The sequence below is a fragment of the Streptomyces sp. CB02923 genome, assembly GCF_001905005.1.
In the GTDB taxonomy this organism is placed as follows: domain Bacteria; phylum Actinomycetota; class Actinomycetes; order Streptomycetales; family Streptomycetaceae; genus Streptomyces.
Genome location: NZ_LWKZ01000028.1, coordinates 115,624 through 137,303, shown reverse-complemented (window position 1 = coordinate 137,303; position 21,680 = coordinate 115,624). Strand labels below are relative to the sequence as shown.

Annotated in this window: 17 protein-coding genes and 1 riboswitch; of the genes, 13 read left to right on the top strand and 4 right to left on the bottom strand. The window is 73.7% G+C overall.

From position 1 onward, the window contains the following. Positions 1-80: 80 nt before the first annotated feature. The gene (mfd, locus tag A6A06_RS38680) at positions 81-3,620 is read left to right on the top strand and encodes a transcription-repair coupling factor (protein WP_073768630.1); all 3,540 of its coding nucleotides are present in this window, start codon (positions 81-83) and stop codon (positions 3,618-3,620) included. Between the two features lie 165 nt (positions 3,621-3,785). Then, positions 3,786-4,373 (top strand): hypothetical protein, encoded by a 588-nt coding sequence (locus A6A06_RS42420; protein ID WP_199931438.1) that lies wholly within the window; start codon positions 3,786-3,788, stop codon positions 4,371-4,373. 16 nt (positions 4,374-4,389) lie between these two features. On the opposite strand, the gene cpt is transcribed toward A6A06_RS42420, so the two are convergent. After that, positions 4,390-4,959, bottom strand: coding sequence for a chloramphenicol phosphotransferase CPT (gene cpt, locus A6A06_RS38670; protein WP_073768628.1), 570 nt, complete (start codon positions 4,957-4,959; stop codon positions 4,390-4,392). 17 nt (positions 4,960-4,976) lie between these two features. Further along, a complete protein-coding gene (locus A6A06_RS38665) occupies positions 4,977-6,440 on the bottom strand; it encodes a DUF2079 domain-containing protein (protein WP_073768626.1) in 1,464 nt (487 codons plus the stop codon). A 138-nt stretch (positions 6,441-6,578) separates the two neighbouring features. Here A6A06_RS38665 and A6A06_RS38660 point away from each other — a divergent pair, with 138 nt between their 5' ends. Further along, positions 6,579-7,316: an HNH endonuclease family protein gene (locus A6A06_RS38660; RefSeq protein ID WP_073768861.1), complete on the top strand. Its 738-nt coding sequence runs from the start codon at positions 6,579-6,581 to the stop codon at positions 7,314-7,316. A 122-nt stretch (positions 7,317-7,438) separates the two neighbouring features. Here A6A06_RS38660 and A6A06_RS38655 read toward each other — a convergent pair whose 3' ends face one another. Then, positions 7,439-8,218, bottom strand: a complete 780-nt coding sequence (locus A6A06_RS38655; protein WP_073768623.1) for a DUF4190 domain-containing protein — start codon at positions 8,216-8,218, stop codon at positions 7,439-7,441. A 330-nt stretch (positions 8,219-8,548) separates the two neighbouring features. On the opposite strand from A6A06_RS38655, the gene A6A06_RS38650 reads away from it, so the two are divergent. From A6A06_RS38650 to A6A06_RS38630, 5 genes are all read left to right on the top strand, one after another. Further along, positions 8,549-10,594, top strand: a complete 2,046-nt coding sequence (locus A6A06_RS38650; protein WP_073768859.1) for an N-6 DNA methylase — start codon at positions 8,549-8,551, stop codon at positions 10,592-10,594. Positions 10,595-10,712: 118 nt separating this feature from the next. Then, positions 10,713-11,396, top strand: a complete 684-nt coding sequence (locus A6A06_RS38645) for a hypothetical protein (protein ID WP_073768621.1) — start codon at positions 10,713-10,715, stop codon at positions 11,394-11,396. Beyond that, positions 11,393-13,090: a serine/threonine-protein kinase gene (locus A6A06_RS38640; RefSeq protein ID WP_073768619.1), complete on the top strand. Its 1,698-nt coding sequence runs from the start codon at positions 11,393-11,395 to the stop codon at positions 13,088-13,090. The genes A6A06_RS38645 and A6A06_RS38640 overlap by 4 nt, the downstream gene beginning before the upstream one ends. Before the next feature lie 195 nt (positions 13,091-13,285). Further along, positions 13,286-13,927 (top strand): SurA N-terminal domain-containing protein, encoded by a 642-nt coding sequence (locus tag A6A06_RS38635; RefSeq protein WP_073768617.1) that lies wholly within the window; start codon positions 13,286-13,288, stop codon positions 13,925-13,927. Between the two features lie 179 nt (positions 13,928-14,106). Continuing rightward, on the top strand, positions 14,107-15,117 hold the full coding sequence (locus A6A06_RS38630) for a nucleoside triphosphate pyrophosphohydrolase (RefSeq protein WP_073768615.1): 1,011 nt from the start codon (positions 14,107-14,109) through the stop codon (positions 15,115-15,117). Here the strand turns inward: A6A06_RS38630 and A6A06_RS38625 are convergent. Further along, positions 15,063-16,322, bottom strand: coding sequence for an MFS transporter (locus A6A06_RS38625; protein ID WP_073768613.1), 1,260 nt, complete (start codon positions 16,320-16,322; stop codon positions 15,063-15,065). The two genes, A6A06_RS38630 and A6A06_RS38625, sit on opposite strands and share 55 nt — an antisense overlap. Before the next feature lie 142 nt (positions 16,323-16,464). Here A6A06_RS38625 and A6A06_RS38620 point away from each other — a divergent pair, with 142 nt between their 5' ends. The 5 genes from A6A06_RS38620 (at position 16,465) to A6A06_RS38600 (ending at position 21,557) form a co-directional block, all read left to right on the top strand. After that, complete coding sequence (locus tag A6A06_RS38620; RefSeq protein WP_073768611.1) at positions 16,465-17,373, top strand: LysR family transcriptional regulator; 909 nt, start codon at positions 16,465-16,467, stop codon at positions 17,371-17,373. A 107-nt stretch (positions 17,374-17,480) separates the two neighbouring features. Further along, entirely contained in the window at positions 17,481-17,879 is a 399-nt protein-coding gene (locus A6A06_RS38615; RefSeq protein WP_242441160.1) for a DUF6479 family protein, read from the top strand. A 93-nt stretch (positions 17,880-17,972) separates the two neighbouring features. Continuing rightward, on the top strand, positions 17,973-19,238 hold the full coding sequence (locus tag A6A06_RS38610) for a cytochrome P450 family protein (RefSeq protein WP_199931432.1): 1,266 nt from the start codon (positions 17,973-17,975) through the stop codon (positions 19,236-19,238). A gap of 180 nt (positions 19,239-19,418) precedes the next feature. Then, complete coding sequence (locus A6A06_RS38605; RefSeq protein ID WP_073768607.1) at positions 19,419-20,411, top strand: LysM peptidoglycan-binding domain-containing protein; 993 nt, start codon at positions 19,419-19,421, stop codon at positions 20,409-20,411. 260 nt (positions 20,412-20,671) lie between these two features. Then, positions 20,672-20,842: riboswitch (cyclic di-AMP (ydaO/yuaA leader) on the top strand. A 1-nt stretch (position 20,843) separates the two neighbouring features. Next, a complete protein-coding gene (locus A6A06_RS38600) occupies positions 20,844-21,557 on the top strand; it encodes a transglycosylase family protein (RefSeq protein WP_073768605.1) in 714 nt (237 codons plus the stop codon). The last annotated feature ends 123 nt before the right edge of the window (positions 21,558-21,680 follow it).

The following is a 21,680-nucleotide window of genomic DNA, read 5'->3' as shown; positions in this document are numbered from 1 at the left end:
TACTCTTGTTGAAACCCGGCCCGTCGCACGTGCCGGGCTGCTCGCGTTGTTCGCCTCACCGGGACGGAAAAGCCATTCTCATGAGCCTGACTGGTCTGCTCGACGCCGTCGCCCAGGACCCGGCGCTCGCCGAAGCCGCGCGGGCCGCCGCGGACGGCAACCGTCCCCATGTGGACCTGGTCGGCCCGCCCGCCGCCCGCCCGTTCTCCATCGCCGCCCTGGCCCGCCGCAGTTCCCGTACGGTCCTGGCGGTGACCGCCACCGGCCGGGAGGCCGAGGACCTGGCCGCCGCGCTGCGCTCGCTGATGCCGGCCGGCGAGGAGAACGCGGTGGTGGAGTACCCGTCCTGGGAGACGCTGCCGCACGAACGGCTCTCGCCGCGCTCGGACACCGTCGGCCGGCGCCTGGCGGTGCTGCGCCGCCTGGCCCACCCCAGCCAGGACGACCCGACCGCGGGCCCCGTCCAGGTGGTCGTCGCGCCCGTACGGTCCGTACTCCAGCCGCAGGTCAAGGGCCTGGGCGACCTGGAGCCCGTGGCGCTGCGCACGGGGCAGACGGCGGACCTGGAAGAGATCGTGGACGGGCTGGCGGCAGCCGCCTACGCCCGGGTCGAACTGGTCGAGAAGCGCGGCGAGTTCGCGGTGCGCGGCGGCATCCTGGACGTCTTCCCGCCGACCGAGGAACACCCGCTGCGGATCGAGTTCTGGGGCGACGACGTCGAGGAGATCCGTTACTTCAAGGTCGCCGACCAGCGGTCCCTGGAGGTGGCGGAGCACGGCCTGTGGGCGCCGCCGTGCCGTGAGCTGCTGCTGACCGCGCAGGTGCGGGCGCGGGCCGCGGACCTCGCGGAGCAGCACCCGGAGCTGGGCGAGCTGCTGGGCAAGATCTCCGAGGGGATCGCCGTCGAGGGCATGGAGTCGCTGGCCCCGGTGCTGGTGGACGACATGGAGCTGCTGCTGGACGTGCTGCCGGAGGGCAGCATGACGGTGGTGTGCGACCCGGAGCGGGTGCGTACGCGCGCCGCCGACCTGGTGGCCACCTCGCAGGAGTTCCTCCAGGCGTCGTGGGCGGCGACCGCGGGTGGGGGCGAGGCTCCGATCGACGTCGGCGCGGCCTCCCTGTGGGGTATCGCGGACGTCCGGGACCGGGCGCGTGAACTGGGCATGATGTGGTGGACGGTGAGCCCGTTCGCCGCCGACGAGGAACTGGACGACGACACCCTCAAGCTGGGGATGCACGCCCCGGAGACGTACCGGGGCGACACCCAGCGGGCGCTGGCCGACACCAAGCGCTGGATCGCGGACGGCTGGCGGTCGGTGTTCGTCACCGAGGGGCACGGCCCGGCCGCCCGTACGGTCGAGGTGCTCGGCGAGGAGGGCATCGCGGCCCGCCTGGACCCGGAGCTGGGCGAGCTGTCGCCGTCGGTCGTGCACGTCTCGTGCGGGTGTGTCGACAACGGTTTCGTCGACCCGGGCCTGAAGCTGGCGGTGCTGACCGAGACGGACCTGACGGGCCAGAAGTCGGCGAGCAAGGAGCTGGGCCGGATGCCGGCCCGCCGCCGTAAGACCATCGACCCGCTGACCCTCCAGGCGGGCGACTTCATCGTCCACGAACAGCACGGCGTCGGCCGCTACATCGAGATGGTGCAGCGCACGGTCCAGGGCGCCACCCGCGAGTACCTGCTGGTGGAGTACGCCCCGGCCAAGCGCGGCCAGCCCGGCGACCGCCTGTACATCCCCACCGACCAGCTGGAGCAGGTCACCAAGTACGTGGGCGGCGAGGCGCCGACGCTGCACCGCCTGGGCGGCGCCGACTGGACCAAGACCAAGGCGCGCGCCAAGAAGGCCGTCAAGGAGATCGCCGCCGACCTGATCAAGCTGTACTCCGCGCGGATGGCGGCGCCCGGCCACACCTTCGGCCCGGACACCCCCTGGCAGCGCGAGCTGGAGGACGCGTTCCCGTACGCGGAGACGCCCGACCAGCTCACGACGATCGCCGAGGTCAAGGAGGACATGCAGAAGTCCGTCCCGATGGACCGGCTGATCTGCGGCGACGTCGGCTACGGCAAGACCGAGATCGCGGTGCGGGCGGCGTTCAAGGCCATCCAGGACGGCAAGCAGGTCGCGGTGCTGGTGCCGACGACGCTGCTGGTGCAGCAGCACTTCGGTACGTTCACCGAGCGGTACGGCCAGTTCCCGGTCGTCGTGAAGGCGCTCAGCCGCTTCCAGACGGACACCGAGGCCAAGGCCACCCTCGAAGGCCTCAAGGACGGTTCGGTCGACCTGGTCATCGGCACCCACCGCCTGTTCTCCTCGGAGACCAAGTTCAAGGACCTGGGCCTGGTCATCGTCGACGAGGAGCAGCGCTTCGGCGTCGAGCACAAGGAGCAGCTGAAGAAGCTGCGCGCCAACGTGGACGTGCTGACGATGTCCGCCACACCCATTCCCCGTACGCTCGAAATGGCGGTGACCGGCATCCGCGAGATGTCGACGATCACCACTCCGCCGGAGGAGCGGCATCCGGTCCTGACGTTCGTCGGGCCGTACGAGCAGAAGCAGATCGGCGCCGCGCTCCGGCGTGAACTGCTGCGCGAGGGGCAGGTCTTCTACATCCACAACCGGGTCGAGTCCATCGACCGGGCCGCGGCCCGGCTGCGCGAGATCGTGCCGGAGGCGCGGATCCGCACCGCGCACGGGCAGATGGGCGAGACGGAGCTGGAGCAGGTCGTGGTGGACTTCTGGGAGAAGAAGTTCGACGTGCTGGTCTCCACGACGATCGTCGAGTCGGGCATCGACATCTCCAACGCCAACACCCTCATCGTCGAGCGCGGCGACAACTTCGGCCTCTCCCAGCTGCACCAGCTGCGCGGCCGGGTGGGCCGTGGCCGGGAGCGCGGTTACGCGTACTTCCTCTACCCGCCGGAGAAGCCGCTCACCGAGACCGCCCACGAGCGCCTCGCGACGATCGCGCAGCACACGGAGATGGGCGCGGGCATGTACGTCGCGATGAAGGACCTGGAGATCCGCGGAGCCGGCAACCTCCTCGGCGGCGAGCAGTCCGGGCACATCGCGGGCGTCGGCTTCGACCTGTACGTGCGCATGGTGGGCGAGGCCGTCGCGGACTACCGGGCGTCCCTGGAGGGCGGCGTGGAGGAGGAGCCGCCGCTGGAGGTCAAGATCGAGCTGCCGGTCGACGCGCACGTCCCGCACGACTACGCGCCGGGCGAGCGGCTGCGGCTCCAGGCGTACCGGGCGATTGCCGCGGCGACCTCGGAGGACGACATCACGGCGGTCCGCGAGGAGCTGACCGACCGCTACGGCAAGCTCCCGGAGCCGGTCGAGAACCTGCTCCTGGTCGCCGGGCTGCGGATGCTCGCCCGCTCCTGCGGCGTCTCGGACATCACGCTCCAGGGCTCCAACGTCCGCTTCGGCCCGGTCGAGCTGCGCGAGTCGCAGGAGCTGCGCCTCAAGCGCCTCTATCCGCGTACGGTCCTCAAGCCCGCCACCCGCCAGATCCTGGTGCCGCGCCCGTCCACCGGCAAGATCGGCGGGAAGCCGCTGGTCGGGCGGGACCTGCTGGCGTGGGTGGGGGAGTTCCTGACGTCGATCCTGGGGTCGTAGCGGCGGGGCGCCGGTCCCGGGCCGGGGCCCGGCATGGCACCGCTTGTGCCGTCTTCTGCCCGATTCAGGCATCTTGGCGGTGACCGGTGGGAGATATCGGTCTATGGTCTGGCTGCCGCGTGAGTCCCGCGCGGCAGCCCTTCCAGCGAACTGGACGTTCCTGCCGTGATAAGACCCCGCCGTGCCGCCCTGTCCGCCGCTGCTCTGATGACCGCGGCGCTGGTCGCCCTCTCCGGCTGTACGCCGGAGGCCGCGGACGGCAAGGGCGGCACGGCGACACCGACCGCCTCCGCAACCGCGTCGCCTTCGCCGTCCTCCTCCCCGTCGGAGAGCGCCGGTCCCACCCTGTCGGCCACGCCGGAGACCAGCGAGCCGCCCGCGCCGACGCGGGCCGCCGCTCCGGTGCCGACGCGCAAGGCGTACGGGGACGGCGGGGGTTCGGGAGGCTCCGGCGGCACTTCCGGGGGATCGGGGTCCGGGTCCTCCGGCGGCTCCGGTTCGGGCTCCGGCTCCGACTCCGGTTCGGGCTCTGGCTCCGGTTCGGGCTCTGGCTCCGGTTCGGGCTCAGGTTCCGGCTCCGGTTCCGGTGGTTCCGGCAGCGACGCGTCGAGCGGGGTCATCCTCGCGCCGTCCGGCAACCACTACCGCCGCGGCCAGTTCTGCAAGAAGGCCCACCTCGGTCTGACCACGAAGGACGCCCACGGCGCCACCCTGAGCTGCGAGATGCAGAGCGGGCGCCCGCACTGGCAGTGAGCGGTACGGGCCGCCCTCACACCACGTGTGCGGCGATCTGCCGTGCGCAGGTGACGGCATCGGCGGCGGTGGTGTCGACCTCGACGTCGTAGGTGACACCCCGGTGCACCAGTTCCGCCTGGGACGCGGCCATGCCGGTGACCCGGTCGCCGCGCGCCGCCTCGCGGGCGGCGGCCGCCTCCGGGGTGCAGCGCACGCCGACCCACAGCACCGACAGGCCCTCCAGCGCGCGGCGCCACGGCTCCTGGGAGGCGGCGCCGCCGAGGAAGACCTCGTCGAGGAGGACGCCGGTGCCCGCGCGGGCGACGGCCGCGACGCCCTGGCGCCAGTCGTCCTGGAGGGCGCGGAAGACCGGCCCGACGGTGATGCTGCCGTCGGGGGCGAGGCCGAGGCCCGGTGCGGTGGCGGACGCCTCCGGTACGACGAGCGACGGTGGCAGTGCCTCGATGAAGGAGTCGACGCCGAACGTCAGCCAGGGCCGGGGCAGGACCTCCTGGAGCTGCCGTATCAGGCTCGAAGTGCCGGAGCTGGAGCCGCCGTTCAGGACGACGACGTCGGTGCGGGGGCGCGGGTGATCCGTGGTCATCGGGCCACCGTACGCAGTCAGAGGCGGCCCGTCCGCTGGAATACCGCGACGCCACCGGCGGTGCCGAGGACGCTGTACACGCCCTGGGGGTGGCGTTGGCCCGCGTCGTCCAGGGCCTGTTCGGGCTTGCGGCCGTCGCGCAGTTCCACGGCGACGTAGTCGGGCGCGATGCCCTGGGTGTCCCCTATCCAGAAGACCCGGGTGCGGTCGGTCAGCCGGGAGATGGGCCGTATGTCGGCCTCGACCGTGGCGCCGTCGGGGATACGTTCCAGCAGGCGTTCGGCGGCCGTCGCGGACGGCGGTTTGCGGTAGGTGGCGGCCTCGGTGAGGCGGGCGAGCGGGAGCGTGGTGGTCAGGGCGAGCGCGGCGGCCAGTACGGCGGCGGGCAGGTGCTGGGCGTACGTCCGGACCCAGGGGCGCGCGGAGACCAGGGTGCGCGGCAGGGCGTCGGCCAGGGCCAGGAAGACCACCGGCATCAGGACCGCGTTGTAGTGCCAGTCGATGCCCCAGTAATGCGGCTCGTGGGAGATGAACCGCCAGCCCAGCGTGGGCAGCGCGGCCAGCAGCAGCGGTGACCGCAGCGCGAGCAGCCCGGAGGTGGGCAGCAGGATCCACAGCAGGGTGCGTACGGCGGTGTCCGGCGGGATGCGGGGGGCCGGGCCGTCGGCGCCGCTGAGCTTGTTCCAGTAGTCGTACGAGCCGGAGCCGTTGAAGCCGGGAATGATCACGCCGAGGGTGACGGCGGTGGCGGCGAGGCCGAAGACGGTCAGGCCGACGGCGAGCGGCACGGCGCGCCGCGCGCGGACGAGGATCAGCGCGCCGATGGCGGCGGCGGTCACCCCGAGGTCCTCCTTGACCAGGACGAGCGGCGCCGCCCAGCAGACCGCCGCGGTCCAGCGGCCGCGCACCACCGCTTCGAGCGCGAAGGCGATCAGCGGTACGGCGAAGGCGATTTCGTGGAAGTCGAAGTCGACGGCTTTCTGCAGCCCCCAGGACAGTCCGTACGCGACGCCGACGGCCAGCCCCCGGCCCTGCCCCAGCAGGCGGACGGCGGTCCGGGTCACCGGCAGGGCGGACAGCGCGAACAGGAAGGCCTGCGCGAACAGCAGCGTCAGGCCGCCGGGGAAGAGCCGGTAGAGCGGGGCGAGCAGGACCAGCACGGGGCTGAAGTGGTCGCCGAGGAGGTTGGTGCCCGGTCCCTTGAGGTCGGCGACCGGGGCCCGCAGGTGCGCGTAGGCCCGTACGGCCTGCTCGAATATTCCGAGGTCCCAGGAGGACGTCTGCATCGCGCGAAAGCGCAGGGCGGAGATCAGGGCGAAGACGGCGAAGAAGGCCGCGGCGGTCCAGTAGGGGAGCAGGCGCGGGCCGAGCAGCGCGGCGGTACGGGTGCGGAGCCGGCCGGGGGCGGGGGCGAAGCCGGTCCCGGTGACGGGCACGGGCGACGTCCTGCCGCTGGTCGCGGTTGCTGCGGCCGTGTCCATGGGCGTCCTTACTCTCAACTTCCGAAAAGATATCCGAGGCCGTCGAACCGGCCGGTATTGTCGCCTGTTTTGAGATGGGATGTCCCCTTGCTCCGGATACGGACCACGCCGTTGCCCCACGTCAGGAACCTGCCCGGCATCCGCCGCCGCGGCGCTCTCGCCGCGGCCGGACTGGCCGCGCTGCTCGCCCTCACCGGCTGTACACCCGACGGCGGAAAGGACGGCGGTACCGGAGGAGACGGCGGCGCGGCGTCGCCCGTTCCCGCCGCCGGCGGCACCGCGCTGCACGCCGTCGGGTCGCTCACCGTCAAGGGCCGCGCCCCCAAGACCGGTTACGCCCGCAACCGCTTCGGCACGGCCTGGGCCGACACGGACGGCAACCACTGCGGGACGCGCGACGACATCCTCAAGCGGGACCTGAAGGGGGTGCGGTTCACCGACGGGCACTGCAAGGTCGCCTCCGGGACGCTGGCCGACGACCCGTACACCGGCAAGGCGGTGACGTACGAGCGCGGCAGCAGCAAGGTGGACATAGACCACCTCGTGGCGCTGTCGGACGCGTGGCAGAAGGGCGCGCAGCAGTGGCCGGGGCGCAAGCGGGTCGCACTCGCCAACGATCCGCTGAACCTGATCGCCGCCGACTCCTCCGCCAACCGGCAGAAGGGGGACGGGGACGCGGCGACGTGGCTCCCGGCGAACAAGGCGTACCGCTGTGACTACGTGGCGCACCAGGTGGCCGTGAAGAAGAAGTACGGGCTGTGGGTGACGCAGGGGGAGAAGGACGCGATGACGCAGGTGCTGAGCGGGTGCCCGAAGCTGAAGCTGCCCGCGGGCGGCGGCCCGACGGAGGCTCCGGAGCGGTTCACGGCCAAGTAGCGGCGGCGGACGCGAACAGGCCGCCGGCCCGGTCCCGCGCAGTGCGGGGTTCCGGGCCGGCGGCCTGTCGGCGTACCGGGAGGTGCGGGTCCGTACCGGGGGTACGGGATCGCCGCGGCCGGTCAGGGGCGGAGCTCCCAGTGGAGGGCGTCGTGGTCGAAGCCGGGGCGGACCTGGACGTCGAGGTCCTTGGCGCCGGCCGGTACGTCGAAGGCGTAGTCGGCGGTGGCGGTCTTGCCGGGCGGCAGCGAGCCGCTGAAGCCGGAGCCGACCTTGCCGTCGTAGATCGGCTCGGTGGACTTGCCGTCCTTGCCGGTCCGCGCCTCGACCATGATCAGGTCGCCGGACACGTCCTTGCTGCCCTTGTTCGAGAGCCGCACGGTGACCTTGAAGGACTTGTTGCCCTCGCCGTGGCCCACGGCGATCTCGTCGGCGGTGTAGGGGACCGGCTTGGAGACGGTGACGTTCAGGCCCGTGTCGTAGACGGCGGTGTCGCCGCCCTGGTAGGTCTTCGCGGACGAGCCGCCCTTGCCGTCCTTCGGCTTCGCCCGGGAGTCGCTGCCGATCGACTTGTTGATCTCGTCGACCGCGTCGCTGACCGCGGTCATCGTGATGACCACGCCGACGACCGACAGGATCAGCGCGATGGCGCCGACGACCGCGCCGGTGGTGGCCATGCCCTTGTTGGTGGCCTGGCCGCGCTTGGCCCGGCCGCGGCCCACCAAGCCGAAGATCAGGGCGAGCAGGCCGAGGGTGCCGGCGAGCCAGAAGAGCAGCGGGATGAGGCCGCTGAGGGCGCCGATGATGCCGAGGACGAGCGCGGCGATCCCCAGCCCGTTGCGTGCGGCCTGGTGCGACGGCACGCCCGTCGGGGCCTGCGGGTGGTGCATCTGGTGCGACATGGAGATACGGCCCCTTCCGGGCGCTGTGCTGGATCGGGTGGTCGGCGGTGCGGCGCGCGGCGGCGCACCGTGAACCGACGGGTGAACCGGCCCCGCCGTGTGAACCGGTGGTGCGCTGGGTCAATAACAACACTAGCTGTGAACCGAGTCAACACGAGATTCGGTTATTGGTTCATTCACGCCGTGAAGGGGGTGATGCCGCATTCGTGGGTATGCTCGGCGACACAGGCAGGTGAGGGCGAGCGGACAGGAGCCAGCCAGGTGCCGGAGAAAGCAGCAGCGACGGAGAACGGGCCGGACGGCGGCACGGCGCCCGGCCCCGCGGCCGAGGTGACCGCCGCCGGCATCGCCCGGCTGGCCGGGGTCGGCCGCGCCGCGGTCAGCAACTGGCGCCGCCGCCACACCGGCTTCCCCCAGCCCGTCGGCGGCACGGAGACCAGTCCCACCTTCGCCCTCGCCGACGTCGAACACTGGCTGCGCGCCCAGGGCAAACTCGCCGAGGTGCCGCTGCGCGAACGGGTCTGGCAGCAGCTCGTCTCCCACCCGGCCGGCGCCGCCACCGCCCTGCGGCACGCCGGAGCCGTCCTGCTGTTCGTCCGCGACCGGCCGTCCGCCTGGCGCCGTTTGAACGAGGCCGCCGGCGACACCGAACTGGCCGGGATGCTGCCCGCCATCCTCGAATCGGTCCTCGCCGCGCACCTGGGCCGCCACCACCCCGTACACGGCCTGACCTACGACGCCCTGCTGCCGTCCGCCGCCCTCGCGCGGGCCACCGCCGAACTCGCCGACGAGGACGGCGCCGCCCCGGCGTTCGAGTTCCTCCTCGGCCGCCACCTGGACGCCAACCCCCGGCAGTACACCCTCACCCCGCCCGGCCCGGCCGCCCTGATGGCCGCGCTGGCCGGCCCGGCCCGTACCGTCCTGGACCCGGCGAGCGGCACCGGCAGCCTGCCCGCCGCCGCCGAGGGCGCGCAGGAGCTGTACGGGCAGGAGGCCGACCCGGACCTGGCCGCGCTCACCGCGCTGCGCCTGGCCCTGCACGCCCCCGGCGCCCAGGTGCGCGTGCACGCCGCCGACACCCTCCGCGCCGACGCCTTCCCGCAGCTGGCCGCCGACGCCGTCCTCGCCCACCCGCCGTTCAACGAACGCAACTGGGGCCACGACGAACTCGCCTACGACCCCCGCTGGGAGTACGGCTTCCCGGCCCGTACCGAATCCGAACTGGCCTGGGTGCAGCACGCACTGGCCCGGCTGCGCGAGGGCGGCACCGCCGTCCTGCTGATGCCGCCGGCCGCCGCCTCCCGCCGCTCCGGCCGCCGCATCCGCGCCGACCTGCTGCGCCGCGGCGCCCTGCGCGCCGTCATCGCCCTGCCCGCCGGGGCCGCGCCGCCGTACGGCATCCCGCTGCACCTGTGGGTGCTGCGGCGGCCGGGCTCCGCCGCGCCGCCCTCGCCGCACCTCCTCGTCGTCGACACCGCGGCCCTCGCCGCGGGCGGCGCCCCCGGCCGGGACAGAATCGACTGGCAGGCCGTACGGACCGCCGCTCTGGAGGCCTGGCAGGCGTTCGACCAGGACGGCGGTGTCGAGGAACAGCCCGGCGTACGGCGGTCCCTGGCCGCCATCGACCTCCTCGACGACGACGTGGACCTGGCCCCGGCCCGGCACCTGCCGCCCCCGCCGGCCGCGGGCGGCCTCGCCGAACTGGCCCGGGTGCGCGGACACCTGGCCACCACCCTGTCCCGCACGGCCGAACTGACCCCGGAACCGGCGGACGCCCCGCAGACCGCGCCCGCCCGCTGGCCCCTGACCACCGTCGGAGAACTCGCCCGCGCCGGTGCCCTCGTGCTGCGCGCAGGCGGCCCCGGCACCGCCACCGAGGGCGCCACGCCCGCCGTCCTCACCGAGCACGACGTCATCGCCGGTACGGCGCCCAGCGGCGCGCTGCCTGAAGGCGCCGCCACCGCGCCCCCTGAGGAGCCCGTCCTCGTGGCGGCCGGGGACGTCGTGGTGCCCGTCCTGGGCGGCGGCGCCGTCGCCCGCGTCGTCGACGAGGCCACCGCGGGCGCCGCCCTCGGCCGCAACCTCTTCCTCCTGCGGCCCGACCCGGCCGCCCTCGACCCGTGGTTCCTCGCCGGGTTCCTGCGCGGCACCGCCAACACTCGCCAGGCCAGCAGCTACGCGTCCACCGCCACCCGCCTGGACGTCCGCCGCCTCCAGCTCCCGCGGCTGCCCCTGGCCGACCAGCTCCGCTACGGACGGCGCTTCCGCGAACTGGCCGCCTTCGAGGAGAGCCTGCGCCTCGCCGCCCGCCTGGGCGAACAGCTGGTCCAGGGTCTCCACGACGGCCTGACGGACGGTTCGGTGACGCCCGGCTGATTTCCTACAACCCCGGCGGCCTCAGCGGTGTCGTATATACGCTCGATCGCACGCATTCGAGCATGCCCCGGTACCGCACCACAGCACCGCGCCGGGCCTTGATCCGTCAGGAGCAGTCATGCACGGCCCCGTCACGGCCCCGCCGCCGCACCGTCCCGCGCCGCACAGGACGGTCGTCCTGCTGCGGGTGGTCTTCGTGGCCGTGGCCGTGCTCAGCCTCGGCTTCCTGGCCTGGGTGACGCTGCTGCGCGCCGCCCTCGTGCAGCGCCGGCCGCCGGGCTGGTGGGTGTTCGGCGCCGACCTGGTCCTCCTCGTCGCCGCGATCCTGTTCGGCGGTGGCCGGGACGAGGACTCCTGGCAGACGAACCTCAGCGTGGCCCTGATCCTCCTTCAGATGGCCGGAGCCGTCGTCTACTTCCTCGTCGTCGACGGGCGTGCGCAGCGCGTCGCGCCCGACTGGCCGGTGTACGGGGCCCCGGGCGCGGGCGGCCCGGCGTACGGCTACCCCGGACCGGCCGCCACGCCGCCCGCCCCGCATCCGTACGCCGGAGCGCCGCTGCCGCCCCTGCCGCCGGGGCAGGCCGCGGAGCCGCTGCCCCAGAACTGGCCCTACGCCCAGGCCCACACGCAGGGAGCCTTCCAGCCCCAGCACCAGCCTCAACCCCAGCACCACTCCCACCCCCAGCCCCCGGCCCACCCGGCGCCGCCCCTTCAGCAGCCGCCGCACCCGCAGCGCATCGACCGGGTCCGCGCCGAACTGGACGAGCTGAGCGACTACCTCCGCAAGGAGGAGGGGCGTTGAACGGACGCGTCGTCGCCGAGCGCTACGAACTGTCCGCGCTGCTCGGCCAGGGCGGCATGGGCCAGGTCTGGATCGCCTACGACCGCCGCCTCGACCGCCGCGTCGGCGTCAAACTGCTGCGCCCCGACCGGGTCTCCGGCACGCCCGACGCGGAGGAGATGCGCCGCCGCTTCGTCCGCGAGTGCCGGGTCACCGCCCAGGTCGACCACCCCGGCCTGGTCACCGTCCACGACGCGGGCAGCGACAACGACGACCTCTACCTGGTCATGCAGTACGTCGAAGGCGCCGACCTCGCCGACCACCTGGCCGAGCACGACCCGTACCCCTGGCCGTGGGCGGTCAGCGTCGCGGCGCAGCTGTGCGCCGTCCTGGCGTCCGTGCACGCCGTGCCGATCATCCACCGCGACCTGAAACCGCGGAACGTGATGGTCAAGCCGGACGGCACCCTCACCGTCCTCGACCTCGGCATCGCCGCCGCCCTGGACACCGACACCACCCGCCTGACCCACACCGGCTCACCCATCGGCAGCCCCGCCTACATGGCGCCCGAGCAGGCGATGGGCGGCACGGTCGGCCCGTACACGGACCTGTACGCGCTCGGTGTGCTGCTGCACGAGCTGCTCAGCGGCGAGGTGCCGTTCGCCGGTTCCACGGCGCTGGGCGTGCTGCACCGCCACCTGTACGAGCCGCCCGTCCCGGTGCGCCGCCTCCGGGCGGACGTACCCGAACCGCTGGAGGCGCTCGTACTGCGGCTGCTCGGCAAGGACCCGCAGGAGCGTCCCGCCGACGCGCAGGAGGTCTACCAGGCCCTGGTGCCGCTGCTGCCCACCGCGTCCCAGGGGCGGCCCGGCGCGGGCGCGCCGATGGACCCGACCCGGCCGTTCCTGCACCCGCACGCGCCGTGGCCGGCCCGCGCGGCGGCGCCCGCCGTCCCGCAGCCGGTCGCCGCAGCGGCTGCCGTGCCGCGGCAGGCCGCCGCGGTGCCCCCGGCCGCCCCCGCCGCGCCGCCGCCGTACCCGCCCGTGGGAGCCGACCCGCGCACGTTCGCGGGATTCGGCGACCCGCGGTCCTCGGGCACCGGCGGTCACCGGCACCCGGGTGCCGGAAGCCCCCAGCAGCCCCCGGGCACCGGCGGCCCCGACGTCGCCGCGGCCGTGGACGAGGTCAAGCGCCTCCTGGACCAGGGCCGCATCACGCACGCCGTGGACATCCTCGGCGGCATCCTGCCCGCGGCCGCCGCCCGGCACGGCGCGCACTCACCGGTCGTACGGACCCTGCGCAAGCAGTACGCGGCCACGCTCATGGACGACGGCCAGTACCGCCGGGCCCTGCCGGAACTGCGCGCACTCGGCGAGGAGTTCGGGCGCGACACCGGGACCGGCGCGGCCCGGCAGGCGCTCCAGTTCCACTACGAGGCCGCGCAGTGCCTGGAGCAGCTGGGCGAGGTGGCGCAGGCGCTGGACGAGTACCGGGCCCTGCTGCCGCACTTCGAGCGGTACCCGGACGACCCCGTGCGGCCCCTGGAGATCCGGCGGTCCATCGGCCACCTGCTGCTCGCCCTCGGGGAGCGCGGCGCCGCCCAGGAGACCCTGTCCCGCCTCCTGCACGACGCGGAACGGCTGCACGGCCCGCACGGCGCGTTCCCCGCGGAGGTCCGCCGCACCCTGTACTGGCTGGGCCAGGTACGCGGCTGACCCCGAAGGGGGCCGGGGGAGCGGGGGCCGTGGGGAAGACAGGGGGAGAGAAACCGCCGTCCGCGCAACTCGTTGGTCGAATCAGTGGCCCCGGCCACGCGGACTCTTTAGCATCGGCATCGATCAACGCCAGGTTGGACAGGCTGGAAGAGCCGCACGTCGCCGCACTGTTGTCGTACGCCGCCAGGAGGCTTGATGTTCCGCCGTAGGATCGCGCTTCCCGTTTCCGCCGCTGCCGCTCTGCTGGCCGCGCCCCTGCTCACGGCCTGCGGCACGGACGCGCATCCCGGCGCCGCGGCCGTCGTGGACGGGCAGCGGATCACCGTCTCGCAGCTCCAGTCGCGGGTACGGGACGTGCGTACCGCCCAGGAGAAGTCCCCGCAGGCCGCCCAACTGGTGGAGAACACCGGGAAGCTGGGCCCCGCCACCCTCAACGGCATGATTTTCGACCGGGTCCTGGAGCGCGGCGCGAAGGACGCCGGTGTCTCCGTCACCCGGCGCGACGTGCAGCAGTGGCGCGCGGCGGCCGAGCGCAGCGCGGGCGGCGCGGACCGGCTCAAGGAGATGTGGCTCCAGCAGGCCATCGCCCCCGGCGAGATCGACGCCGTGGTCCGCAACCAGCTCCTGCTGGACGGCGTCGCCAAGAGCATCGGCGCCGACCGCGGGCAGCCGCAGGGCCAGCAGCGGCTCGCCGAGTCGCTGGCCGGGACGTCCCGGAAGATGGCCATCGACGTCAACCCGCGCTACGGGGAGTGGGACGACAGCCAGGTCGTGCTGGGCGAGTCGAAGGAGCCGTGGGTCCGGAGCGCGGCGGGCACGGAGCAGCAGCAGACCTGAGCCGGGCCGGGGGCAGGACGGAGACGGGCCGGGGACAGGACGGAGACGGGCCAGGGCCGGGGCGCGTACGGCTGCTACGGCTTCTACGGGCTCCACGGTGCGGCGTCGCGCCCCCGGGGCCTCCGCCGTGGCACCGGTCGGCGCGCCGCGCTGTCGGTGCCGTGCGTTACGTTCGTCGGGTGAACGCTGACGCCACCGACGCCCCCGGCACGCCGCAGGCCCCCGCCCCCGGCCGCCTGGTCCTGCTCACGACCAGCCACCGGGTCGCGCCCGGCCTGCTGTCCTGGCCCGCGTGGCAGACGCTGCGCGCCGCCGACCGCGTGCTGTGCGCCGACGACGCCCACCCGCAGCTCCCGTATCTGCGCGAGGCGGGCGTCGCGGTCGAGGCGGCCGTGCCCGGCGCCCGTGAGCTGGTGGAGTTCTGCCGGGGCGGGGACCGTACGGCAGTCGTGATCACCTCCGCCGACGGTGACACGGAGCTGACCGACGGCCTGGCCAGGATGGCCGGCTCCGGCCGGGAGACCATGCCGGACCTGGAGCTGCTGCCCGGCTCGTACGATCTGCCGGGCGCCCGCCTGCTCGACCTCGTCCAGATCATGGACCGGATCCGCCGCCAGTGCCCGTGGAGCGGTGTGCGCACCCACGAGGACCTCGCGAAGTACGGCATCGAGGAGATGTACGAGCTGGTCGAGGCCATCGAGGACGGCGACCGGGAGGCGCTGCGCGAGGAGCTGGGCGACGTCCTCCTCCAGGTCGTCTTCCACGCCCGGATCGCCCAGGACGACCCGGACGAGCCGTTCTCCGTCGACGAGGTGGCCGGCACGATCGTGGACAAGCTGATCCGCCGCCACCCGCACATCTTCGGCGACGACGAGGCGCACACCCCCGAGGACGTGAAGGCGCACTGGCTGCGCGAAAAGGCGGACGAGAAGCAGCGCGCCTCGGTCACCGAAGGCGTCCCGCTCGGCCAGCCCGCCCTGGCCCTCGCCGGCAAGCTGTCCTCCCGGGCGCGGACGGCCGGTATCGACGCGCTCCCGGCGGGCGACGGCGTCGGCTACGAACTGCTCGCCCTCGCCGCGCGGGCCGAGGCCTCCGGCACGGACCCGGAGACCGCGCTGCGCGCCGCCGCCCGCACCTACCGGGACGCGATCCGGTCCGCAGAGGAGGCCGCCTCCGGCGCCGCGGACTGAGCCCGCATCCCACGGTGCCGCAGCCGTTCGGCCGTCCAGACGACGGCCGTGGCCGCGCCCAGCGCCGCGCCCACGGCGCACACCCCGCCCCACCCGGCCGCGCCCCACACCGCCGAGGTGAGCGCCGAGCCTGCCGCGCCGCCGGCGAAGTAGCTGGTCATATAGGCGGAGTTGAGGCGGTTGCGGGCTTCGGGGCGCACCGCGTAGACCAGGTTCTGGTTGCTGATGTGCACCGCCTGCACCGCCGCGTCCAGCACGATCACACCGGCCAGCAGGGCCGCCAGCGACCAGGCGCCGCCCGTACCGCCCGCCGCCAGCAGCGCCCAGGAGGCGAGCAGCAGGAACCCGCCCGCGCCGGTGACCCGGTGGGCCAGCCCCCGGTCGGCCAGCCGCCCGGCGGCCGAGGCGGACAGCGAACCGGCCGCGCCCACCAGCCCCAGCAGGCCGATCGCCGATTCCGACCACCCGTAGGAGGGGCCGGACATCAAAAAGGCCATCGCCGTCCACAGCACGCTGAACGCGGCGAAGGACAGCGCGCCGAGCGCGGCCCGCCAGCGCAGCACCGGCTCCTGTACGAAGAGGGCGAGCGTGGAGCGGATCAGCGCCGGGTAGCGCAGTCCGGCGCCGGTGTGCAGCGCGGGCAGCCGCAGCCGCAGCAGGACGGCCATCAGCAGCATCAGACCGGCGTTGACCCAGTAGACGGTGCGCCAGCCGCCCAGGTCGGCCAGCAGCCCGGCTGCCGTACGGGCCAGCAGGATGCCCAGCAGCAGCCCGGTCATGACGGTGCCGACCGTACGGCCGCGTTCGGCGGGCGGCGCGAGGGAGGCCGCGTACGGGACGACGACCTGGGCGGCTACGGAGGACAGTCCTGTGAGCGCGGTGCCGACCAGCAGCAAGGTGCCGTTGGGCGCGCTCGCCGTCACGGTCAGGAAGACCGCGGTGGCCGCGCACAGGCCCACCGCCAGCCGCCGCCGCTCCAGCAGGTCGCCGAGCGGGACGAGCAGCAGCAGCCCCAGCCCGTAGCCGGCCTGCGCGACGGTCACCACCAGTGCCGCCGTGGCCGCCCCCAGGTGCAGGTCGCGGCCTATGACGTCCAGCAGCGGCTGGGCGAAGTAGTTGCCCGCGACCGACAGCCCGGTCGCCACGGACATCAGCAGCAGCATGCCGCGCCCCAGCCCGCCCTGCCCTTCTTCCTGGGAAGCCATCAGGTCCCTTCCTGCACGACGCGCCACCCCGTTGGTGTTGCTCCGTCTCTCAGCTTCCGCCGCCCCGGTTGATGAGTCCAACACATAGTTTTCATCCCATCCATCGCGAACCGTGATCGACGGTGCTGGCTACGCTCGCCGCATGGAGCTGCAACAGATGCGGTACGTGGTCGCGGTCGCCGAGACCGGCGGCTTCACCCGCGCCGCCGAACGCTGCCACGTGGTGCAGTCCGCGCTCAGCCACCAGATCGCCCGCCTGGAGAAGGAACTCGGCGCCCGGCTCTTCCACCGCACGAGCCGCAGTGTGCGGCTGACCGCCGCGGGCGAGGCGTTCGTGCCGGTCGCCCGGCAGGCGCTGGAGGCGGCCGAACGGGCCCGCGCCGAGGTGGAGGCGGCCGCCGGCGAGGTGCGCGGCCGCCTCGCCGTGGGCGCGATCTCCACCGTCGCGGCCGTCGACCTGGCCCGTGAACTCGGCGCCTACCGCGCCCGCTACCCGCAGGTGCGCATCAGCCTGCGCATGGAGATGAGCGAGCAGCTGATCGAGCAGGTCCGGCAGGGCACCCTGGACGTCGCCTTCATCGGCGTGGTGCCGGGCGCCCGCAGCCAGGGCGTACGGGAGCGGGCGCTGGCCCACGGCGAGCTGGTGGCCGTCGTGCCGCCGGACCACCCGCTGGCGGGCCGGGAGTGGACGGACCTGCCGCGGCTGGCCGAGGAGACCTTCGTGGACTTCACGGCCGGATCGGCGGCGCGCCGCCAGCGGGACGACGCGTTCCGCGCGGCGGGCCTGACGACCGAGGTGGCCTTCGAGGTGACCACCGTGGAGTTCCTGGCCAAGCTGGTACGGGCCGGGCTGGGCATCGGCATGGTGCCGCAGGCGTTCGCCGCGGAACTGACCGGGCTGAGCGTGGTGCGCGTCCCCAACGCGCCCGCCCGGGTCGAACGCGTCATCTGGAGCGCCCGGGGCCCCTCCCCGGCGGCCGCGGCCTTCCTGGACGCGCTGGGCGTGGACCCCTCCGAGCCGGACCCGGGACCCGCCGTACGGGGGACATGACCCCCGCGCCACGCCGCTGACCTGGGCTTCCATCCGCGTACCGGCGCTGCGCGCGTGCACCGTACCCGCCCGCGCATCGTCCCCGCCGAGCCGGGTACCCGGCTCGGATGACAGCATCGATCGCTTCGGCCACACCGGCCCAGGACCTCACGTCCGTCCAGCAGGCCGTGGACCTCACCCGGGACATGGTCGTCGGCACCGGACCGCTGATCGCCGGGATCGTCATCGTCGCGGGCCTGATCCTCGCCGTGGTCTACGGCAGGCGCCGCCGGGACCGCGAGCCGGCGCCGCCCGAGCCGGAGACCCAGCCGGTCCCGCCCAAGAACCCGACCGGGTACGAGAGCGAGCTGCGCGACCCGAACGAGGTGCCGCGCGACGGCGACCACCGGCTGACGCCGCACGAACTGCCCGACTACGGCAACGCCCCCACCCGCCACGGCGAAGACCAGGACCGGGAGCGCAGCCGCTGGCAGGACGGGCACAGCGGGTCCTTCGGCGGGGGATAACGTCGAGGGGTGCGACCGCAGACCCCCTTCCCCTCCGATTCCCCCTCCGACGAGCGGCCCGCGGCCCCTGCCGGGGCCGGACCCGGCTGCCCCGTGACCGGCCCGGCAGCCGCCCCCGCCTGCCCCGAGCTGTTCACGTGGGAGTTCGCCTCCGACCCGTACCCGGCGTACGCCTGGCTGCGCGAGCACGCGCCCGTGCACCGCACGCGGCTGCCCAGCGGCGTCGAGGCCTGGCTGGTGACCCGGTACGCGGACGCGCGGCAGGCGCTCGCCGACGCCCGGCTGTCGAAGAACCCGGTGCACCACAGCGAGGCCGCGCACGGCAAGGGCAAGGTCGGCATCCCCGGCGAGCGCGGCGCGAACCTGATGACGCACCTGCTCAACATCGACCCGCCGGACCACACCCGGCTGCGCCGCCTGGTCTCCAAGGCGTTCACCCCGCGCCGCATCGCACAGTTCGCGCCGCGCGTACAGGAGCTGACCGACGCGTTCATCGACTCCTTCGAGGAGCGCGGCGAGGCCGACCTCATCCACGAGTTCGCCTTCCCGCTGCCCATCTACGCCATCTGCGACCTGCTCGGCGTCCCGCGCGAGGACCAGGACGACTTCCGGGACTGGGCCGGGATGATGATCCGGCACGGCGGCGGGCCGCGCGGCGGCGTCGCCCGGTCGGTGAAGAAGATGCGCGGCTACCTCGCCGAGCTGATCCACCGCAAGCGCGAGAGCCTCGGCGACGAGGGCGCCGACGACCTGATCTCCGGCCTGATCCGCGCCTCCGACCACGGCGAGCACCTGACCGAGAACGAGGCCGCCGCCATGGCCTTCATCCTGCTCTTCGCCGGCTTCGAGACCACCGTCAACCTCATCGGCAACGGCGTGTACCAGCTGCTGCGCCACCCCGACCAGCGCGCACTGCTCCAGAAGGCGGCCGCCGAGGGCGACACCGGGCTGCTCGCCACCGGGGTCGAGGAGCTGCTGCGCTACGACGGCCCGGTCGAGCTGGCCACCTGGCGCTTCGCCACCCGGGACCTCACCCTCGGCGGGCAGCGGATCGCGGAGGGCGACCCGGTCCTGGTCGTGCTGGCCGCCGCCGACCGCGACCCGGAGCGCTTCCCGGGACCCGACGTCCTGGACCTGTCCCGCCGCGACAACCAGCACCTCGGATACGGCCATGGCGTCCACTACTGCCTGGGCGCGCCGCTGGCCCGCCTCGAAGGCCAGACCGCGATAGCGACCCTGCTGACGCGGCTGCCGGACCTCCGGCTGGGCGCGGACCCGGACGAGCTGCGCTGGCGCGGCGGGCTGATCATGCGGGGGCTGCGGGCCCTGCCGGTGGAGTTCACACCCGTACGGAAGTGACGTCACGTCAGGCCGTGACCTGCGCGTGATCTCCGCTACACCGGGTTGTGACGAGCGGGCGGCACCGCTACTTTCAACCGTTTGAAAGGCCGGGGCGGGCGGCGCGGCAGCGCAAGGGCCGCGCAGCCGACGCTCCCGGCCTCTCGACGACAACTCAACCGCCGCTCGAAAGGCAACGCCATGCGCTCCGGGAACGGCCGCCACCGACGCCCCCGTCAGGCTCCGGCCATCTTCGTCACGGCGGGAGTCGCCGGCGGCGCCCTCGCCATGCCTCTGCTCGCCGCGAGCAGCGCCAACGCCGCCGACTCCGCCACCTGGGACCGCGTCGCGCAGTGCGAGAGCAGCGGGACGTGGAGCGCCAACGGCGGCAACGGGTTCTACGGCGGGCTGCAGCTGACCCAGGAGATGTGGGACCGCCACGGCGGCCCCGCGTACGCCTCACGCCCCGACCTGGCCAGCCGCTCGCAGCAGATAGCCGTCGCCGAGTCGATCCTCGCCGCGCGCGGCCCCGACGCGTGGCCGAGCTGCGCGGTGAACGCGGGTCTCAAGCAGGGCGGCAGCGGGCCGGACGTCGACCCGGGCGGCACGCCGACGCCGACCCCGGAGCCCTCCTCCCCGTCCCCGTCCTCCCCGTCCTCACCTTCCACCCCGCCGTCCTCCGGGCCGTCCGGGACGCCGAAGCCGGGCGGTACGGGGAGTCCGAAGCCCAAGCCGTCGCCCACCGGCCCGGCCGGGCCCCAGGACCCGTCCCGTACGCCGGACCCGTCCGGTACGGGCCGCACGGAAGACCCGTCGCGGCCCGCCGACCCGGCCACCCCGGGCGACGGGGCCTCCACGGGCCCCACCGCGCCCCCGTCGCAGGGCAAGCACCGCGGCGAGCCCGGTGACGAGAAGAAGCCCGGCACGGGCACCGGCTCCGGCACGGGCTCCGGCGGGGCGGGCGACGCGGACCGGTCCGGCGGGGGACACCCCTCGCGGGGCGGGGACGCGCACCGTACGGACCCGGGCGCGCCCGGCGACTACACCGTGCGGCCCGGTGACAACCTGTCAGTCATCGCGGAGGGCCGCGGCGTCTCCGGCGGCTGGCCGGCGCTCTACGAGGCCAACAAAGACGTCATCGGGGGCGATCCGGACCTTATCCACCCTGGTCAGCGGCTCGACCTGGACGGCTGACCGGGTGTTTTATGGGCATCTGCCCGCTTTGGTGAAAGTGAGACATGGATCTCGTTCGGGGCTGTACCGCCCGGCCCGTCCGTTGTTTCCAAACCTGCGACGACCTGCGGGAATGTGATGATCCTGTGATGTCTGAGGGTCAACTGGCCTCAGATGTAGGGGTTTGAACCAGCGGGGTGTTCGTGTTTACCGTCTTCATCGCTCGCCAAAGCGGGCCCTTCGACCGCACGCCGAATCCTGCCGGTGGCCGAAGGACACACGACGCGAGAGCGCCGAAGGCAGGAGCGGGGGACCCAAGGTAAGCGCCGGCCCCGCCCGCGAAAGCGGGTCCAACCGGCTTGGGGTGAAGCCATGTGTGAAGCACACACGGCCGGGCAACTCACATGGCCCGAACCCGACAGCTCACCTCGCAGGCGTCGGTGAGGAACAACCATGCTGAACTCCAAGGGCAAGCACCGTCGTCCCTCCAAGGCCGTCCGCGTCGCCACGCTGGCGGGCGTCGCCGGTGCCGCTGTGGCCGTCCCGCTGATGGGCGCCACCTCTGCCTCCGCCGCGGGCAACAACTGGGACGCCGTCGCCCAGTGCGAGTCCGGTGGCAACTGGTCGATCAACACCGGTAACGGCTACTACGGTGGCCTGCAGTTCACGAACTCCAGCTGGGCCGCCGCCGGCGGTACCCAGTACGCCCCGCGCGCCGACCAGGCCAGCAAGAGCCAGCAGATCGCCGCGGCCGAGCGCCTGCTCGCCATCCAGGGCCCGGGCGCCTGGACCTGCGCCGGCGGCCACCTCGGCCAGGGCAACGCGAACGCCAAGGCCGACGGCGGCTCGTCGCAGGGCAGCGACAGCGGCTCGCACAAGTCGCACAAGTCGCACAAGTCGGAGCGCTCCTACTCCGCCCCGCAGGGCACCTCGCGCTCCGAGGCCCGCAAGCAGGGCGAGGACCTGGCCCGCAAGACCCCGGCGCCCCAGAAGAAGTCGACGCCGAAGTCGAACCCCGAGGGCAACTACACCGTCAAGTCCGGTGACACCCTCGCCAAGATCGCCGCTTCCCACGGCAAGAACTGGAAGTCGGTCTACGCGAACAACAAGTCCGTCATCGGCGGCAACCCCAACCTGATCTTCCCGGGTCAGAAGCTGGCCGTCTGAGCCCGCTGACACCCTGACGGACCCCGGGTGACCGCGGCACCCCGTACGTACGGCGGTACGTACGGGCAGCCCGGCCCCCTGGGGCCCGCTCGTCCCGGGAACCCGCTCTTCCCGTGAGACCGC

Coding starts and splice junctions, on each gene's coding strand:
- A6A06_RS38620 (WP_073768611.1), top strand. CDS start 16,465: ATGGAGCTGCAACAGATGCGGTACGTGGTCGCGGTCGCCGAGACCGGC.
- A6A06_RS38615 (WP_242441160.1), top strand. CDS start 17,481: ATGACAGCATCGATCGCTTCGGCCACACCGGCCCAGGACCTCACGTCC.
- A6A06_RS38625 (WP_073768613.1), bottom strand. CDS start 16,322: ATGGCTTCCCAGGAAGAAGGGCAGGGCGGGCTGGGGCGCGGCATGCTG.
- mfd (WP_073768630.1), top strand. CDS start 81: ATGAGCCTGACTGGTCTGCTCGACGCCGTCGCCCAGGACCCGGCGCTC.
- A6A06_RS38635 (WP_073768617.1), top strand. CDS start 13,286: ATGTTCCGCCGTAGGATCGCGCTTCCCGTTTCCGCCGCTGCCGCTCTG.
- A6A06_RS38600 (WP_073768605.1), top strand. CDS start 20,844: ATGCTGAACTCCAAGGGCAAGCACCGTCGTCCCTCCAAGGCCGTCCGC.
- A6A06_RS38665 (WP_073768626.1), bottom strand. CDS start 6,440: ATGGACACGGCCGCAGCAACCGCGACCAGCGGCAGGACGTCGCCCGTG.
- A6A06_RS38645 (WP_073768621.1), top strand. CDS start 10,713: ATGCACGGCCCCGTCACGGCCCCGCCGCCGCACCGTCCCGCGCCGCAC.
- cpt (WP_073768628.1), bottom strand. CDS start 4,959: ATGACCACGGATCACCCGCGCCCCCGCACCGACGTCGTCGTCCTGAAC.
- A6A06_RS38605 (WP_073768607.1), top strand. CDS start 19,419: ATGCGCTCCGGGAACGGCCGCCACCGACGCCCCCGTCAGGCTCCGGCC.
- A6A06_RS38655 (WP_073768623.1), bottom strand. CDS start 8,218: ATGTCGCACCAGATGCACCACCCGCAGGCCCCGACGGGCGTGCCGTCG.